General features: G+C 74.8%; 12 protein-coding genes and 1 pseudogene. 8 read left to right on the top strand and 5 right to left on the bottom strand.

The window, feature by feature from the left end; genetic code table 11:
- Position 1: 1 nt before the first annotated feature.
- The 3 genes and pseudogenes from ACNHYB_RS15815 to ACNHYB_RS15805 all read right to left on the bottom strand — a co-directional run bounded on the left by ACNHYB_RS15815 (position 2) and on the right by ACNHYB_RS15805 (position 5,269).
- Positions 2-1,651: an FAD-dependent oxidoreductase gene (locus ACNHYB_RS15815; RefSeq protein WP_418276318.1), complete on the bottom strand. Its 1,650-nt coding sequence runs from the start codon at positions 1,649-1,651 to the stop codon at positions 2-4.
- Positions 1,648-3,885 carry a molybdopterin oxidoreductase family protein gene (locus ACNHYB_RS15810; protein WP_418276317.1) on the bottom strand — a complete coding sequence of 746 codons (2,238 nt, stop codon included), beginning with the start codon at positions 3,883-3,885 and terminating at the stop codon, positions 1,648-1,650. Before ACNHYB_RS15810 ends, ACNHYB_RS15815 begins: the two co-directional genes overlap by 4 nt.
- A pseudogene (locus ACNHYB_RS15805) lies at positions 3,882-5,269 on the bottom strand (MFS transporter). The gene ACNHYB_RS15810 and the pseudogene ACNHYB_RS15805 overlap by 4 nt, the downstream one beginning before the upstream one ends.
- A gap of 341 nt (positions 5,270-5,610) precedes the next feature.
- Between ACNHYB_RS15805 and glp the strand changes: the two are divergent.
- The 6 genes from glp to ACNHYB_RS15775 all read left to right on the top strand — a co-directional run bounded on the left by glp (position 5,611) and on the right by ACNHYB_RS15775 (position 10,517).
- Positions 5,611-6,936, top strand: coding sequence for a gephyrin-like molybdotransferase Glp (gene glp, locus ACNHYB_RS15800; protein ID WP_418276316.1), 1,326 nt, complete (start codon positions 5,611-5,613; stop codon positions 6,934-6,936).
- On the top strand, positions 6,933-7,535 hold the full coding sequence (gene mobA / locus ACNHYB_RS15795; protein ID WP_418276315.1) for a molybdenum cofactor guanylyltransferase: 603 nt from the start codon (positions 6,933-6,935) through the stop codon (positions 7,533-7,535). Before glp ends, mobA begins: the two co-directional genes overlap by 4 nt.
- On the top strand, positions 7,532-7,873 hold the full coding sequence (locus ACNHYB_RS15790; RefSeq protein WP_418276314.1) for a DUF6457 domain-containing protein: 342 nt from the start codon (positions 7,532-7,534) through the stop codon (positions 7,871-7,873). Before mobA ends, ACNHYB_RS15790 begins: the two co-directional genes overlap by 4 nt.
- Positions 7,870-8,958, top strand: coding sequence for a GTP 3',8-cyclase MoaA (gene moaA, locus ACNHYB_RS15785; RefSeq protein ID WP_418276313.1), 1,089 nt, complete (start codon positions 7,870-7,872; stop codon positions 8,956-8,958). Before ACNHYB_RS15790 ends, moaA begins: the two co-directional genes overlap by 4 nt.
- Before the next feature lie 2 nt (positions 8,959-8,960).
- Complete coding sequence (locus ACNHYB_RS15780; RefSeq protein WP_418276312.1) at positions 8,961-9,275, top strand: MoaD/ThiS family protein; 315 nt, start codon at positions 8,961-8,963, stop codon at positions 9,273-9,275.
- A 195-nt stretch (positions 9,276-9,470) separates the two neighbouring features.
- Complete coding sequence (locus ACNHYB_RS15775; RefSeq protein WP_418276311.1) at positions 9,471-10,517, top strand: NAD(P)-dependent alcohol dehydrogenase; 1,047 nt, start codon at positions 9,471-9,473, stop codon at positions 10,515-10,517.
- Between the two features lie 96 nt (positions 10,518-10,613).
- On the opposite strand, the gene ACNHYB_RS15770 is transcribed toward ACNHYB_RS15775, so the two are convergent.
- Both ACNHYB_RS15770 and ACNHYB_RS15765 read right to left on the bottom strand, forming a co-directional pair.
- Positions 10,614-11,603: an electron transfer flavoprotein subunit alpha/FixB family protein gene (locus tag ACNHYB_RS15770; protein WP_418276310.1), complete on the bottom strand. Its 990-nt coding sequence runs from the start codon at positions 11,601-11,603 to the stop codon at positions 10,614-10,616.
- Between the two features lie 14 nt (positions 11,604-11,617).
- A complete protein-coding gene (locus ACNHYB_RS15765) occupies positions 11,618-12,421 on the bottom strand; it encodes an electron transfer flavoprotein subunit beta/FixA family protein (RefSeq protein ID WP_418276309.1) in 804 nt (267 codons plus the stop codon).
- A 213-nt stretch (positions 12,422-12,634) separates the two neighbouring features.
- Between ACNHYB_RS15765 and glgX the strand changes: the two genes are divergently transcribed.
- Both glgX and ACNHYB_RS15755 read left to right on the top strand, forming a co-directional pair.
- The gene (gene glgX, locus ACNHYB_RS15760; protein WP_418276308.1) at positions 12,635-14,872 is read left to right on the top strand and encodes a glycogen debranching protein GlgX; all 2,238 of its coding nucleotides are present in this window, start codon (positions 12,635-12,637) and stop codon (positions 14,870-14,872) included.
- A 23-nt stretch (positions 14,873-14,895) separates the two neighbouring features.
- Positions 14,896-16,590 carry an FAD-binding dehydrogenase gene (locus ACNHYB_RS15755; RefSeq protein ID WP_418276307.1) on the top strand — a complete coding sequence of 565 codons (1,695 nt, stop codon included), beginning with the start codon at positions 14,896-14,898 and terminating at the stop codon, positions 16,588-16,590.
- Positions 16,591-16,705: the final 115 nt, after the last annotated feature.

Raw genomic sequence — 16,705 nt, 5'->3', positions numbered from 1 at the left:
CTCAGACGGCGGCCATGCCGGAGGTCGACGCCGGTTCGGCGGCGTCGGGGTCCCGGGTCTCCGCGAGCCACTGGGTCAGCCCGCACACGGCGTCCTTGCAGCCGCCGCAGCCGGTGGTCGCCCGGGTCGCGGCGGCGACGTCCTCGACGGTGCGTGCCCCCTCGTCCCAGCAGGAGGTGATGTCGTGCTTGGTGACGCCGTTGCACCGGCACACGGTCGCGTCGTCCGGCATGTGCTCCGGCGAGGCGGCCGGCTCGGCGCTGGGCATCACGGCAGTGAGCAGCAGGAACGCGGGATCCACGGGGACGGGGGTGCGCCGGGTGTAGGCGGCCGTCAGGTCGGCGGCGACGCGGGCGTCGCCCACGCACGTGGCACCCACGAGGATCCCGTCGGAGACGATCGCCTCCACGAACCGGCCCGCCGAGGCGTCGTGCAGCCGCACGGCACGCTCCCCCGGCACGAGCGCCCGGCCCGCGCCGCACGACCCCATCGCGACCACGCTCAGCGAGCCCGCCTTGACCTTGACGACGTCCGTGCCGCGGGTGTCGATGCCACGGTCCGTCGGCGCCCGGGAGGCGAACAGCGTCCCGAGGCGCACGGCCATGGACGGCCGTCGCCCGTCCTGCGGCAGGCGCAGGTGCTCGCGCGGGGAGTCCTGCTGGCGCGACTCCTCGGCCTGCGCCACGACCAGGGAGGCCAGGGAGTCCGCCAGCCGGCGCGCCTGGTCCCAGCCCTCGGCGACGAGCCCGAGGGAGCCCTGCGGCGGCTGGGCGCAGTCACCGACGGCGTACACCCGCGGGTCGGTGGGCGAGGCCAGGTCCGGCCCCACGACGACCCCGCGGTCCACCTCGAGCCCGGCCGCGCGGGCCAGCTCGACCCGCGGCACGGTCCCGGTCGTCAGGACGACGAGACCGGCGGCCAGCACGTCGCCCTCGCTGCCGTCGCCGGTGTCGACGCGCACCCCGACGGCCCGACCGCCCGCGACCAGCACCTCGGTGGGCCGCACCAGGGAGCGCACCGTCACCCCGTTCGCGGCCAGGCCCGCCGACAGCACCGCGCCCGCGTCCGGGTCGAGCTGGCGGAACATGGGCGCCGGCGCGGGGTCGACGAGCGTCACCTGCAGCCCGCGCGCCGCCAGCCCGAAGGCCGCCTCCACGCCCAGCACCCCGCCGCCGACGACGACGGCGCGCGTCGTGTTGACGGTGGCCGCGACGATCTCTCGGGCGTCGTCCAGGTCGCGCAGGGCGTGCACCCCGCCGGGCAGGGAGATCTCGCCGTCGTCGTCCACGAGCCCGGGCATCGCGAAGACGCGGGCCTGCGACCCGGTCGCCAGCACCAGGTGGTCGTACGGGTGGACGGCGCCGGCCTCGTCGGTGACCGTGAGCGCGGTCCGGTCGATCCGCGCCGCCGCCACGCCGCGCAGCACGGTGACGTTCTCCCCGACGACCTCGGGCATGCCGATGGCCGCGACCTCGGTGCGTCCGGCGACGACGTCGCTGAGGAGCACCCGGTTGTACGGCTCGTACGGCTCGGCGCCCAGCACCGTGACGTCGAACGCGTCCGGGCTGCGACGGACCAGCTCGTCGGCGAACCGCGACCCGACCATCCCGTTGCCGACGACGACGACCTTCAGCGGCCGGTGGAGCGTCATGCCGGTACCTCCTGTGACTCGTGGAGCGACGACCCGTCGGACGTCGCCTGCTGCTCGGGGGCCTGGACGGGTTCGACCTCGACCGCGCACACCTTGAACTCGGGCATGGAGGAGATCGGGTCGACGGCGTCGGACGTGATCCGGTTGACGCTGCCGACGCCGCTGAAGTGGAACGGCACGAAGACGACCTCGGGCCGCACGGCGTCGGTCCAGCGCGCGACGGCCTCGATCTCCCCGCGCGCGGACCGCACCCGCACCCGGGCGCCGTCGGCGACCCCGGTCCGCAGCCCGAGGTAGGGGTGGATCTCGACGTACGCCTCGGGCACGAGCCGGTACAGCTCGGGCACGCGACGCGTCTGCGCGCCCGACTGGTAGTGCTGGAGCACACGCCCCGTGACGAGGTAGGTGGGGGCGTCGGCGCGGACGTCGTCGGTGGGACCGAGGTGGTCGACCGTGACCATGCGGGCCCGCCCGTCCGGCGTCGGGAAGCCGTCGAGGAAGGCCCGGGGCGTCCCGGGGTGCTCCGCCCCGGTGGCGTCCCCGCCGGCGGGGCACGGCCAGAACAGGCCCGGCCCGCAGGAGGCCTCGTCGGCGTCGAGGCGCGCGTGCGACAGGCCCGAGTAGTCGGCCGGGCCGCCCCGGGAGGCGCGGGCGAGCTCGTCGAAGACCTCGGCGGGGTCGGTGGAGAAGGTGACGCCCGACCCGAGACGGCGGGCGAGCTCGGCAAGGATCCACAGCTCGGAGCGGGTCTCGCCCGGCGCGGTCGTCGCCCGGCGGCGGCGGATGACGCGGCCCTCCAGGGACGTCATCGTGCCCTCCTCCTCCGCCCACTGGGTGACGGGCAGGACGACGTCGGCCATCTGCGCGGTCTCCGACGGCACGAAGTCGCACACGACCAGCAGGTCCAGGGCCTCGAGCCGGTCACGGACCCGGTCGGCGTTCGGGGCGGAGACGAGCACGTTGGAGCCGTGCACGAACAGCGCCTGGGGGCCGCCGGGCGTGCCGAGCGAACCGAGGAGCGCGACGGCGGGCCTGCCCGGCCCGGGGATGGTGTCGGGGTCCACGCCCCAGACCTCGGCGACGTGCGCGCGCGCCGCGGGGTCGTCGATCTTGCGGTACCCGGGCAGCTGGTCCGACTTCTGGCCGTGCTCCCGCCCGCCCTGGCCGTTGCCCTGACCGGTGAGGCAGCCGTAGCCGCTGCCGACCCGGCCCACCAGGCCGAGCGCGAGCGCCAGGTTGATCGTCGCCGTCACCGTCGCGGTCCCCTGGGCCGACTGCTCGACCCCGCGCCCCGTCAGGAGGTAGGCGCCGCGCCCGCCGCGGGACGGCGAGGCCGCCGCCAGCCGGCGCGCCACGCGACGCAGCTCCTCGGCGGGGACGCCGCACACCGTCTCGGCCCGCTCGGGCCACCACGCGGACACCGACCGCACGACGTCGTCGTAGCCCTCGGTCCGCTCGGCGAGGAACGCCGTGTCCGTCAGCCCCTCGGCGACCACCACGTGCAGCAGCGCGAGCAGGACGACCATGTCCGTGCCCGGCACGGGCTGCACGTGGACGCCCTGGCCGTCCTCGGTGAGCCGCGCCGTGGCCGACCGTCGCGGGTCCACCACGACGAGCCCGCCGGCGTCGCGCGCCCCGGCGAGGTGCTGGACGAACGGCGGCATCGTCTCGGCCGGGTTGGAGCCGAGGAGCAGCACCGCCTCCGCCCCGCCGAGGTCCGTCAGGGGGAACGGCAGCCCCCGGTCCAGGCCGAACGCCCGGTTGCCGGCGGCCGCCGCCGACGACATGCAGAACCGTCCGTTGTAGTCGATGAGGGAGGTGCGCAGCACCGTCCGGGCGAACTTGCCCAGCGCGTACGCCTTCTCGTTCGTCAGGCCGCCGCCGCCGAAGATCGCCACCCCGTCAGGACCGTGCTCGGCCTGGATCGATCGCACCCGCCGGGCGATCAGGTCGAGCGCCTCGTCCCACGACGCCGCCGCGAGCTCGCCGTCGGCCCCGCGGACCAGCGGCGTCGTGATGCGGTCCGGCACACCCAGGACCGTCGCGCTGGTCCACCCCTTCTGGCACAGGCCGCCCGCGTTCGTCGGGAAGTCCCGCGGCGTGACGGTCACGGGCAGGGGCTGACGCCCGTCGGGGGCCGTGCTCGGCTCCCCGGCGGGCGTCAGCTCCATGCCGCACTGCAGCGCGCAGTAGGGGCAGTGGGTCTTCGCCGTGGTGGCGAGGGTCGTGCTCATACCCGAGCAGCCCCCATGACGCCGCCCCGGCGGGCGTAGACGACCCAGGTCACGACGGTCATGACGACGTAGGCCCCGATGATGACCCACAGGGCCGGGACGAGGGACCCGGTCGCCGTGGTCGACATCGCGAAGCCGCGCGGGATGAGGAACCCGCCGAAGGCTCCGACGGCACCGGCGATGCCGATGCACCCGGCCGCCGCCTTCGCCGTCGCCGCGCCGCCGCCGCCGACCTTCGCCACCCGGAACGTCGCCGGGATCATCCGGTAGACCGAGCCGTTGCCGACGCCGGTGGCGACGAACAGCAGCATGAAGGAGCCGAAGAACAGGGCGAACGACCCGCTGCCGAGCGCCATGATCGCGCCGAGCGCCCCGAGGATCATCACCGCGAAGGAGCCGATGGTGACCACGGCACCGCCGAGCCTGTCGGCGATCCAGCCGCCCGCCGGTCGGCTCAGCGAGCCGACCAGGGCGCCCATGAACGCCAGCGACAGGGTGACCTCGGGGAACTCCCGGGCGAGCAGCGTCGGGAAGGCGCCGGCGAAGCCGACGAAGCTGCCAAAGGTGCCGATGTAGATGAACGAGATGACCCAGGTGTGCTTCTCCCGTGCCGCCGCGCCGAACGACCGCGGGTCGGCCTTGGCGGTGCTCAGGTTGTCCATGAACCGCCAGGCGAGGAACACCGCGAGCACGATGAACGGGATGAACACCAGGCCGGCGTTCTGCAGGGCGAGGGCCGCGCCGCTGCCGATCACCAGCGGGACGACGAACTGGACCGCGGCGGTGCCGATGTTGCCGCCGGCGGCGTTCCAGCCGAGCGCCGCCCCCTTCTCCTTCTCGGGAAGAAGAACGAGATGTTCGCCATCGAGGAGGCGAAGTTGCCGCCGCCGAAGCCGGCGAGCGCCGCCACCGCCAGCAGCACGCCGAACGACGTCCCGGGCTGCTGGACGACCCACGCGAGGGACAGGGTCGGGATGAGCAGCAGTCCCGCCGAGATCATCGTCCAGTTGCGGCCGCCGAACACCGGCACGGCCAGGGTGTACGGGATGCGCATCGTGGCGCCGACGAGGGCCGGGAGGCTGATGAGCCAGAACATCTGGTCGGCGGTGAGGTCGAAGCCGGCCGCGGGGAGCTGCGGGACCACGATCGACCAGATCGCCCAGACGCAGAACCCGAGGAACTCCGCGAAGATCGAGACCACGAGGTTGCGCCGGGCGATCTTGCGCCCGCCGTTGCGCCAGAAGGTCGGGTCCTCCGGGTCCCAGTGGTCGATCCACCGTCCCGACCGCCGTACCGGTCCCTGTGCAGCGGCCTCGGTACCGGCGTCGAGCTGGGGCTCGACCACCGGCTCTGGTGTGGCAGTCCCACTCGTCGGAGCAACCATCGCCGTTCTCCATCCGTGCTCGTGCCCGGTCGGCGCCGGGCGGCTCGGGTCCCCGGCGGCGGCCGGGAACCGTGCCGGCTCGACGTCGGGCCGGTACGACGACAGTAGGAAGGGGGTGTTTCGCGTCACGGTGTCTCGGCGTGAAATCCCCATGAGGCAAAACTCTCACCCGCCCGGGGGTGGCTGTGAGAACTTCGCCTCGTCATGCAGGGCGGCGGCGCTTGGGGGTGGCCTGCCCCAGACACCCGGCCCGCAATATCGTCCCTACCTCACGCATGGCGCGAAACGAGTGTGAGAACGGTGCTGCACCGTCGTCACACCGACGTCCTAGGGTGACGATCATGGGATCCGGGACGCGCAGCATCGCCGAGCACCGTGCCGCGGCGCTCGCGCGCGTGGGCCCGGTCGACGTCGTCGAGGTGCGGCTCGACGACCCGGCCGCGACGGGTCTGACCCTTGCGGCCGACGTCGTCGCCGCGGCGCCGGTGCCCGCCTTCGACCACGCGGCGATGGACGGCTACGCGGTACGCCTCGCCGACCTGCCCGCCGACGGCACCACGGTCGAGCTGGCGGTCCTGGGCGACGTCCGTCCCGGCACGGTGCCCGAGGTTCCCGAGGTTTGCGAGCACGGTGCGGCGGGGACCACGGCCGGGGAGGGCGTCCGGGGCCGGCGCGGAGCCGTGCGGATCATGACCGGCGCTCCCCTGCCCGCGGGCTACGACGCCGTCGTCCCCGTCGAACGCACCTCGACCGGTCGGTTCGTCGCCGGCGGTCCGACGACGGAACGCGCCGTCACGCTCGCCCGGCAGCCGCGCGACCACGTGCGCCGCGCCGGCGGCGACCTGCAGACGGGCACCTTGATCGCCAAGGCGGGGACCCGGCTCGGGCCCGGCCTGCTGGCCACGGCCGCGGCCGCCGGCGTCGTCGTCGTGACCGCGCGGCGGCGCCCGCGCGTGGCCGTGATGTCCACCGGTTCGGAGCTCGCGGACCTCGGCACCACCGCCCCCGGCGCCGTCCCGGACTCCAACTCCGTCATGCTCGCCGCGCTGGCGCGCGCCTGGGGCGCCGACGTCGTGCGCACCGGAGCGGTGCCCGACGCCGCCGAGGCGCTGCGCACCGCCCTCGACGCCGCCTCCGGGCCTCCCGGGCCCCGCTCCCCGACGGACGCCGCCGCACCGCACGCCGTCGACCTGATCGTCACGTCCGGCGGGGTGTCCGCCGGGGCGTCGGACGTCGTGCGCGAGGTCCTCGCCGGGAGCGACGCCCACGACGTCGACGTCGCCACCGTCGCGATGCGGCCCGGCAAGCCGCAGGCCCTGGCCACCTGGCACGGTGTCCCCTGGATCGCCGTGCCCGGCAACCCGGTCAGCGCGTTCGTGTCCTTCGTCCTGTACGCCGCGCCCGCGATCCGACGCCTCGCCGGGGAACCGGCCGGCAGTCCCCCGCACGACGAGGTCGCCGCCGCCGCCGGATGGTCGAGCCCGGCCGGGGTCGAACAGGTCCTGCCCGTCACGCTCGGCCCGGACGGCGCCGTCCCGGCGGCCACCGACGGCCACCACCTCTCCGCGCTGCCCCACGCAGACGCCCTCGTCGTCGTGCCCGCCGACGTCACCGCCGTGCGCCCCGGCGACCACCTTGCCGTGATCCGTCTGCCGGAGCCCCGATGAGGTACGACGCGATCGTCCTCGCCGGGGGCCGCGCGACGCGCCTCGGCGGCACCGCGAAGCCCGGCGTCGTGGTCGGTGCCGCCACCCTGCTCGACCACGCCCTCGCCGCCTGCACCGGGGCCGAGCGCACCGTCGTCGTCGGGCCGCCCGACGTGGGACCCGTCCCGTCCGGCGTCACCCTCACCCGCGAGGAACCGGCCTTCGGCGGCCCGGTCGCCGGGATCGCCGCGGGCCTCCGCGCCCTCGACGCCCCGCACCGGCCCGCAGCGCCCGCCCACGTGCTGCTGCTCGCCGTCGACGTGCCCGGCGCCGTCGACGCCACCACCCTGCTGCTCACCGCCGCGGAGCACCGAACCCCGGCCGACGGCGTCCACCTCGTCGCCCGTGGGCGCGCCCAGTGGCTCACCGGGATCTACCGTCGCGGCGCGCTCGCGGGCGCGCTGCAGGGGCTCGACCCGCACGGCGCGCCCGTGCGCCGCCTCGTCGCCGGGCTCGACCTCGTGGAGGTCCCCGACGAGGCCGGCGCGAGCGACGACGTCGACACCTGGGAGGATGTGAGCAGGCTCGCCGCCCGCCACCCGAAGGAGACCACGTCATGACCGAGGACACCCCGACCGTGCTCGCCCGGTGGGTCGACGCCGTGGAGACCGAGCTCGGGCTGCCGCACGGGAGCATCGACGTCACCGAGGTGCTCGACCTGGCCCGGGACGCCGCGCACCACGTCGCCCGCCCGGCCGCGCCGGTCACCGCCTACCTCGTCGGGTACGCCCGCGGGCTCGCGGCCGCCTCCGACGGCGCCACCCACCAGCACGAACCTCCGGGCGGCACGGAACGCACCGGTCCGGCGGTGACCGCACCACCGGCAGGCGGCGACGTCTCGGCGCGTGCGAGCCGGCTCGCGCTCGGCTGGCCGACGAACCCCGCGGAGGCCGGATGAGTCCCGTCGACCTCGGCCTGCCCCGCGTCCCCGGCGCCGCCGCCCCGGCGAGCGTCACCCTGCCCGCGGACCGCCCCGCCACGGGTGGGCTCGTGGACCGCTACGGGCGCGTCGCCACCGACCTGCGCGTCTCGCTGACCGACAGGTGCAACCTGCGGTGCACCTACTGCATGCCCGCCGACGGGCTGCCCTCCCTGGCCCGCGAGAAGGTCATGTCCCGCGCGGAGATCGCCCGCCTGGTCGGCGTGGCGACCCGCGAGCTGGGGGTGCAGCAGGTCCGGTTCACCGGCGGTGAGCCCCTCCTGCGCAAGGACCTCGTGGAGATCGTGGCCGACGTCGCCGCCCTGGAGCACCGGCCCGAGATCAGCCTCACGACCAACGCCGTCGGCCTCGAGTCCCGCGCCCGCGCCCTGCGCGAGGCGGGCCTGGACCGGGTCAACGTCTCCCTCGACACCCTCGACCCCGACACGTTCGCCACGCTCGCACGCCGGCCGTTCCTGGAGCGCACGCTCGCCGGCATCGACGCCGCGGCCCGCGAGTTCGACCTGGTGAAGATCAACGCGGTGCTGGTGCGCGGCGTCAACCTCGACCATGCCGCCGAGCTGCTCGCCTGGTGCCTGGAGCGCGGGTTCGAGCTGCGGTTCATCGAGCAGATGCCGCTCGACGCCGACCACACCTGGGACCGCTCCGCGATGGTGACGGCCGCCGAGGTGCGCGGCCTGATCGGCGAGCGGTTCGCCCTGGCACCCGACGTCGAACCGCGCGACGGCGCCCCGGCGGAACGTTTCGAGGTCCGCTCGCGCGCCACGGGCGACCGGCTCGGACGCGTCGGCATCATCGCCTCGGTCACCGAACCGTTCTGCGGCGACTGCCGCCGCACCCGCCTGACCGCGGAGGGCGGCGTGCGCGACTGCCTGTTCGCGCACACCGAGTCCGACCTGCTCGGCCCGCTGCGCGCCGGGGCGTCGGACGCCGTGCTGGCCGACCTGTGGCGGACGGCGATGTGGGGCAAGGGCGCCGGGCACGGGATGGACGACCCGTCGTTCACCCAGCCGGACCGGACCATGAGCGCGATCGGAGGATGACGATGGCCGAACCGACCGTGCACGCAGCGGCCCCCGTGGCACGGGTGAGCGTCGAGGTGCGGTGCTTCGCGGCGTCACGCGCGGCGCTGGGGTTCTCCGAGCGGGACGTCACCGTCCACGGCGACGGCGACGGCGACGGCGACGGCGGCGGCGTGACCGTGGGCGACGTCGTCGCGCACCTGGTCGCAGCGGCACCCTCGGCCGAGCCCGTGCTCGCCCGCTGCTCCGTGCTGCTCGACGGCCGCCGCGTCGAGGCGTCCGAGGTCGTCCCGGACGGCGCGACGCTCGACCTCCTGCCGCCCTTCGCCGGAGGCTGAGCCGTCACGGTCGATCGGGGCGGCCAGGGTCACGCACGTGGCCGGGGACGGGGTGATCCGGTCGGCGGCGGACAGACCGCTGCAGCGTTGCGGGGCCCTGACGGCACCCTGCTGGTCGCGACGCCCCTCGGACGCTCTGCGATTGCGACCGACTGCGCCGAGCGGGAGGGTGGAGACCTGACGACGGAGGTCACGATGCGAGCACTACGTCTGCAGGCATGGCAGCAAGAACCGGAGCTGGTCGACGTGCCAGAGCCGACCCCCGGCCCCGGGCAGGTGGTGGTGAAGGTCGGAGCGTCCGGCGCCTGCCACTCGGACCTGCACCTCATGCACGACTTCACCGAGGGCGCGGTGCCGTGGAACCCGCCGTTCACCCTGGGCCACGAGAACGCCGGCACGGTCCATGCGGTCGGCGAGGGCGTGTCCTCGGTCGCCGAGGGGGACCGGGTGGTGCTGTACGGACCGTGGGGGTGCGGCGTGTGCTCGATGTGCACCCGCGGGTTCGAGACCTACTGCGAGAACCCGGCCGGTGCGCCGATCCCCGGAGGAGGTGGCGGACTCGGGCTCGACGGGGGCATGGCCGACTACCTGCTGGTCCCCCACGAGCGCTTCTGCCTGCCGCTGCCCGACGGCGTCGACATGACCGCGGGTGCGGCCCTGACCGACGCCGGGCTGACGCCGTACCACGCGGTGCGCCGCTCCTGGTCGAAGATGACCCCGGATGCGACGGTCGCGGTGATCGGCGTGGGCGGACTCGGCCACATGGCCGTGCAGATCGTCAAGGCGACGACGGCGGCCCGCGTCGTCGCCCTCGACGTCAAGCAGGAGGCCCTGGACCTCGCCCGCGAGCACGGCGCCGACGAGGTGCTGGTCTCCGACGAGCACGCCGCCGAGGCGCTGCGCGACCTGACCGGCGGCCGTGGCGTCGACGTCGCCCTGGACTTCGTGGGCGCGACCCCGACCCTGGAGACGGCCCGGAAGTCCACCCGGTCCACCGGCGAGGCGACCCTGGTCGGGCTCGCAGGCGCCGAGGTGCCGTTCTCGGTGTCCAGCCAGGCCTACGAGGTCAGCATGGCCTCGACCTACTGGGGCGGGCGTCACGAGCTCGCGGAGCTGATGTCCCTCGCGGCCCGTGGCGCCGTGACCGTGGAGCACACGACGTACTCGTTGGACGACGCGCTGCAGGCCTACCACGACCTGGCCGACGGCAAGGTGCGTGGACGGGCCGTCATCGTGCCCTGAGGACTCCCCCGGCCCGGCCCCGACGCCAGGATCGACGCACCCGCACCGAGATCGGCGCACGGTACGTCGATCCCGGTGCGGCTCTGTGGTTCTCGGCTACCGGGTGGCCTTGTGCGCGCGGATCACCTCGGCGGCCTGCGGCAGCACGTCGGCCAGGTCACCGACGACGGCGAAGTCGCAGATCTCGAAGATCGGCGCCTCGGGGTCGGAGTTGACCGCCACGATGACCTGCGAGGCCTGCATGCCGCCACGGTGGTGCGGTGCGCCCGAGATCCCGGCGCCGACGTAGAGGCGCGGCGCGATGGTGACGCCGGTCTGCCCGACGTAGCGGTCGAACCAGCCCTCGAACACGGCGTCGCGGGACGCTCCGACCGCCGCACCGAGCGCGTCGGCGAACTCCTCCACGGGGCCGAAGTCCCCGCCGGTGCCGCGTCCGCCCGCGACGACGATCGCCGCCTCCTCCAGGGTGGGTCGGTCCGACGCCCGCTCGACCACGACGCGCTGGGTCACCGTCGGCAGCGGGGCGTCGACGCTCACGGCGAACCCTTCCACCTCGGTGGCGACGGCGGTCTCGACGGGCTTCGGCACGACGGCGTTGGCCCGTACGGTGAGCACGGCGACGTCGGTGGTGACCACGCTCGCGGTGTCCCAGGACCCGGCGAAGACCCGCTTGGCCCCGACGACGCGCCCCTCGGCGTCCTCGGACACGCCCGCGGCGTCGATGACGAGGCCGGCACCGAGGTCGCGCGCGGCGAGCGCCGTGGCCTCCTTGGCACCGAACGTCGACGGCGCGAGCACCACGTCGGCGTCGGTGAGCCGCACGGCGGCGGCGAGCGTCGCCGCGACGACGGCGGGCAGGTGCCGGGCGTCGTCGCGGAGCTCGGCGGGCAGCTCGGCCTGGTGGACGGTCTCGACGCCGTACGCGCCGAGCTGGGCGAGGGCGTCGACGCTCGGGGACTCGAGCGTCACGGCCTCCACGCGGCCGAGGGAGCGAGCGATGGTCAGCAGCTCCAGGACGCTGGAGCGGACCTCGCCGGCCGGGTCGAGCAGGACGAGGACGGTGCGGTTCTGGGAGGGCACAGACATGTCGGCTGCTCCGTTCATACCAGGTCGTTGCGGATGAGGTACTCGGCCAGGGCCCGGCCGCCGGAGCCCTTGTCCTGGACGAGCTCGACCTCGGGCTTCTCCGGCCGGGGCGTGGCGGACGTCGTCGTCGAGCGGGCGGCGCCCGCACCGACGACGGCGGCGTCGATCCCGAGGTCGGCGGCGGACCACTCCTCGATCGTCCTGGTCCGCGCCGCCATGATCAGCTTGAAGTTCGGCATGCGGGGCGTGTTCGCCGTGTCCGCGACGGACAGCACCACGGGCAGCGCGGCGCTGAGCGTCTCGACCGCCTCGTCCGTGGCCCGCGTGATCTCCACGACGCCGTCGGCCAGCGCGATCTTCTTCGCGAACGTCAGCGAGGGGCGTCCCAGCTCGGCGGCCACCAGGGTGGGCACCACGGAGCCGAGCCCGTCGAGCGCGGCCATGCCGGTGACGACCAGGTCGACCGGGGCGTCCTGCTCGAGCCGGCGCACCGCCGCGGCGAGCGCCGCCGCGGTGCCGAAGTAGTCGGAGCCCGCGATCGTGTCGTCGGACACCCGGATCCCGCGGTCCACGCCCATCTGGAACGACTTGCGCAGCGCGATGTCGCCGTCGGGCGGCGCCACGGACAGCGCGACGATCTCGCTGGCGGCGCGCTCGTCCTCGTCGAGGCCGTCGAGGATGCGCAGCGCCGCCTCCAGGGCGTTCTCGTCGAGCTCGTTGAGGGTGCCCTCGCCCGGGTCCCGCACCACGCGACAGTCCTCGAAGCGGCGGTCTGCGTTGATGTCCGGCACGTACTTGACGAGAACGACGATGCGCACGGGGAACCTTCCGATCCGGTGCTCGACGGGTGGGCACGGCGGCCGCAGCCGCCTGGGCCGAGCCTACTCGCCGACGGGGCACCGGACCGGGGCGTCCCACCCACCGGTGTGAGACGACGATCACAGCACAGCGGGCGTCCCGAGGACCCGCCACGGGTGCCGCGCAGGACCCACCTTGCTGCACCGACGCCCTGCGGCGTGCAGGATGACCTCATGGAGGCCCGCCCGAAGGTCACGCCGCTGACCCGACCCAACCGCACCCGTAGCCACGTCCCACCGCTCGGTGTCCGCACCACGCCCGACGGAGGCATCGACGTCGCCGTGCTCGCGTCGCACGCGACCGGCGTGGACCTGTGCCTGATCGACGTGGTCGACGACGGCCTCGACGTCCACGACCCGGCCCGCTACCGCGAGCGCCGCGTCGCCCTGGACGGGCCGACGTACGGCGTCTGGCACGGGCACGTCCCCGGCGTCGGGCCCGGTCAGCGCTACGGGTTCCGTGCGCACGGAACCTGGGACCTGGAAAACGGGATGCGGCACAACCCAGCCAAGCTGCTCCTGGACCCGTACGCCCGCGGGTTCGTGGGCGACCTCGCCTACGTGCCGGCGACGCTCGGGGGCGGCGGGGACCCTGACGGCGGTCCGGACGGCCAGGACTCGCTGCCGTTCGTGCCGCACGCCGTCGTGCTCGGCGACCTGCCCGAGCCGCCCCCGCAGAGCAAGCCGCGCGTGCCCTGGGCGGACACGGTGGTCTACGAGGCGCACGTGCGCGGTCTGACGATGCAGCACCCCGACGTGCCGCCCGAGCTGCGGGGCACCTACGCGGGTGCGGCGCACCCGGCGGTGATCGCGCACCTGCAGGAGCTCGGTGTGACCACCCTGGAGCTGCTGCCGATCCACGCGTCCGCGGGCGAGCCGTGGCTGGTGGACCGCGGGCTCGACAACTACTGGGGCTACTCCACGATGGGGTTCTTCGCCCCGCACCCCGGCTACGCGACCCGCGCCGCCCAGGAGGCCGGGCCCCACGCGGTCCTGGACGAGGTGCGCGGCATGGTGCACCTGCTGCACGACGCCGGGATCGAGGTGCTGCTCGACGTCGTCTACAACCACACCTGCGAGGGCGGCGACGACGCGCTGCACCTGTCGTGGCGCGGGCTGGACAACACGCTGTACTACCTGCACGACGGCTCGACGCCGGCGCGTCTGGCAGACGTCACCGGGACGGGCAACACGCTGGACTTCCGCCGCCCGCGGGTGGTGCAGATGGCGCTGGACTCGCTGCGCTACTGGGCGGAGGTCGTCGGGGTGGACGGCTACCGGTTCGACCTGGCGGTGACCCTGGGCCGGGACCACGACGGCTTCACCCCCGACCACCCGTTCCTCGTCGCGCTGCAGACCGACCCGGAGCTGTCCGGGCTGAAGCTCGTGGCCGAGCCGTGGGACGTGGGGCCGGGCGGCTGGCAGACGGGACGTTTCCCGGCCCCCATGGCGGAGTGGAACGACCGCTTCCGCAACGCGGCGCGGTCGTTCTGGCTGGAGGCGCCGAAGGCGGGGTCGCACGGGGAGCCGATGCACGGGCTGCGCGAGCTGACCACACGGCTGGCCGGGTCGGCGGACTTCTTCGGCCCGTCCGACCCGCCGTTGATGCGCGGGCCGGTCGCGTCCATCAACTACGTCACCGCGCACGACGGCTTCACCCTGGCCGACCTGGTGTCCTTCGACCACAAGCACAACGACGCCAACGGCGAGGACAACCGGGACGGCACGGACGACAACCGTTCCTGGAACCACGGCGTCGAGGGCCACGCCCCCACGGGCGACGACGCCACCACCGAGCCGTGGTCCGCCGTCGTGCCGCTGCGGCGACGCTCGCAGCGCAACCTGCTGGCGACGCTGCTGCTCGCGGCGGGCACACCGATGCTCACCGCCGGCGACGAGATGGGGCGCAGCCAGGGCGGGAACAACAACGCCTACGCCCAGGACAACGAGATCTCGTGGATCGACTGGGGGCTGGACACCGCGGGCACGGAGCTGCTGGCCACCACCCGGTTCCTCGTGGCGCTGCGGGCCGAGCACGCGGCGCTGCGCGCCGAGTCGTTCTACCTGGGCACGCCCCGTCCCGGCGAGGAGCACACCGACCTGCTCTGGTACGACGACGCCGGTGCCGCGATGGACTCCGGCGCCTGGTCGGTGGACGGCCGACGCATCATCCAGATGCTGCGCCCCGGCCCGGACGACGGCGACGCGGACGTGCTGTGCATCCTGCACGGCGGGCTCGAGGACGCCGTCGTCACGCTGCCGGAGCCGCTGGAGGGCGCCGGCGCCTGGGAGCGGGTGTGGAGCTCGACCTGGGACTCCCCGGACGGCCCGGAGCAGGACGACGAGGACGACGAGCCCGGCACCTCGCGGGTGGAGTCCCTCAGCGTGGAGGTGTTCGTCGCACGTCGCTGAGTCAGGTCTGCCACACTGCCGCCATGGACGCCGACGTCATCGTCATCGGAGCCGGGCTCTCGGGCCTGGTCACCGCCACGGAGCTCACCGCCGCCGGACGGCGGGTCATCCTGCTCGACCAGGAGCCGGAGGCGTCCCTCGGCGGCCAGGCCTGGTGGTCGTTCGGCGGTCTGTTCCTCGTGGACTCCCCCGAGCAGCGCCGCCTCGGCGTGCAGGACTCCGCCGAGCTCGCGTGGTCCGACTGGTTGGGCTCGGCACGGTTCGCGCCCGGCGCGGAGGACGGCCAGGGCCCGGACCGGCACGGCTACACGTGGGCGAAGCACTTCGTCGAGGCCGCCGCCGGTGACCTGCGCCCCTGGCTGCACGCCAAGGGCGTGCGCTGGTTCCCGCTGGTCCAGTGGGCGGAACGCGGCGGGTACGCGTTCGGGCCCGAGCACGGCACCGGGCACGGCAACACGGTCCCGCGCTTCCACGTCACCTGGGGCACGGGGCCGGCGATCATCGCCCCGTTCGTCGACGCCGCCCTGCGCGCACGTTCCGCCGGCCTGCTGGACCTGCGCTTCCGGCGTCGCGCCGTCGAGCTGGTCGTCACCGACGGTCGCGTCACCGGCGTGCGCACCGAGATCCTCGCCGACGACGCCGCGTCGCGCGGTGCGCCGTCGTCGCGCGAGGTCGTCGGCACCGAGGAGCTGTCCGCGGGCGGCGTCGTCGTCGCCTCCGGCGGGATCGGCGCCAACCACGACCTGGCGCGCGCCCACTGGGACCCCGCCGCCGGGACCCTGCCCGCCCGGATGCTGTCCGGCGTCCCCGACTCCACCGACGGCCTCATGCTCGGCCACGCCGCGAGCGCCGGGGCCGCGCTGGTCCACGAGGACCGGATGTGGCACTACCCGGAGGGCATCGCCAACCACTCCCCCGTCTGGACGAACCACGGCATCCGGATCCTGCCCGGTCCCTCGTCGCTGTGGCTGGACGCCGACGGCCGCCGGCTGCCGGCCCCGCTGTTCCCCGGCTTCGACGCCCTGGGCGCGCTGCAGCACGTGACCCGGCGCGAGGACGACCACTCCTGGTTCGTGCTCAACAAGGCGATCATGGAGTCCGAGTTCGCGCTGTCCGGCTCGGAGCAGAACCCCGACCTGACCGGCAAGGACGTGCGCCTGCTCGCGCAGCGCGTGCTGCCGGGCGCCGTGGGGCCCGTGGCGCGGTTCGCCGCCGAGTCCCCCGAGTTCCTCTGGGCGCGGACGCCCGAGGAGCTCGCCGGGAGGATGAACGCCCTCACCGACGCCACACCGGGGTCGCGGGGGCACGTCGACCCGGCGGCGCTGGCTGCCGTCGTGGCCACCCGTGACGCGCAGGTGGCCTCGGGCCTCGGCAAGGACCCGCAGGTGGTGGCGACCCGGGCGGCCCGCGACTTCAAGGTCGACCGCCTGATCCGGGTGTCCCCGCCGCGCCCCCTCACGACCCCCAAGGACGGACCGCTGCTGGCCGTGCGCCTGTCGGTGCTCACCCGCAAGACGCTCGGCGGACTGTGGTGCGACCCCTCGGGCCGCGTGCTGCACGACGACGGCACGGTGCTCGACGGGCTGTGGGCCGTCGGGGAGGCCGCCGGGTTCGGCGGCGGCGGCGTGCACGGGCACCGCGCCCTGGAGGGGACGTTCCTCGGCGGCTGCCTGCACACGGGTCGCGTGACCGGGCGCGCGCTCGCCTCCGCCGTCTGACCCTCCCGCGCGGCAGCACCCCGTGCCACGAGGTGGTACCCCGCGAGCCGCACCACGACGCCACCAGAAAACCCGGACGGGCAGATTCCGGGCATGTTGCCCGCGCACCGACCGC

Source organism: Isoptericola jiangsuensis (assembly GCF_048320105.1).
Classification (GTDB): domain Bacteria; phylum Actinomycetota; class Actinomycetes; order Actinomycetales; family Cellulomonadaceae; genus Isoptericola; species Isoptericola jiangsuensis_A.
The sequence above is the reverse complement of the archived record's forward strand: the minus strand, read 5'-3'. Positions and strand labels throughout refer to the sequence as shown.

Coding starts and splice junctions, on each gene's coding strand:
- ACNHYB_RS15815 (WP_418276318.1), bottom strand. CDS start 1,651: ATGACGCTCCACCGGCCGCTGAAGGTCGTCGTCGTCGGCAACGGGATG.
- ACNHYB_RS15810 (WP_418276317.1), bottom strand. CDS start 3,885: ATGAGCACGACCCTCGCCACCACGGCGAAGACCCACTGCCCCTACTGC.
- glp (WP_418276316.1), top strand. CDS start 5,611: ATGGGATCCGGGACGCGCAGCATCGCCGAGCACCGTGCCGCGGCGCTC.
- mobA (WP_418276315.1), top strand. CDS start 6,933: ATGAGGTACGACGCGATCGTCCTCGCCGGGGGCCGCGCGACGCGCCTC.
- ACNHYB_RS15790 (WP_418276314.1), top strand. CDS start 7,532: ATGACCGAGGACACCCCGACCGTGCTCGCCCGGTGGGTCGACGCCGTG.
- moaA (WP_418276313.1), top strand. CDS start 7,870: ATGAGTCCCGTCGACCTCGGCCTGCCCCGCGTCCCCGGCGCCGCCGCC.
- ACNHYB_RS15780 (WP_418276312.1), top strand. CDS start 8,961: ATGGCCGAACCGACCGTGCACGCAGCGGCCCCCGTGGCACGGGTGAGC.
- ACNHYB_RS15775 (WP_418276311.1), top strand. CDS start 9,471: ATGCGAGCACTACGTCTGCAGGCATGGCAGCAAGAACCGGAGCTGGTC.
- ACNHYB_RS15770 (WP_418276310.1), bottom strand. CDS start 11,603: ATGTCTGTGCCCTCCCAGAACCGCACCGTCCTCGTCCTGCTCGACCCG.
- glgX (WP_418276308.1), top strand. CDS start 12,635: ATGGAGGCCCGCCCGAAGGTCACGCCGCTGACCCGACCCAACCGCACC.
- ACNHYB_RS15755 (WP_418276307.1), top strand. CDS start 14,896: ATGGACGCCGACGTCATCGTCATCGGAGCCGGGCTCTCGGGCCTGGTC.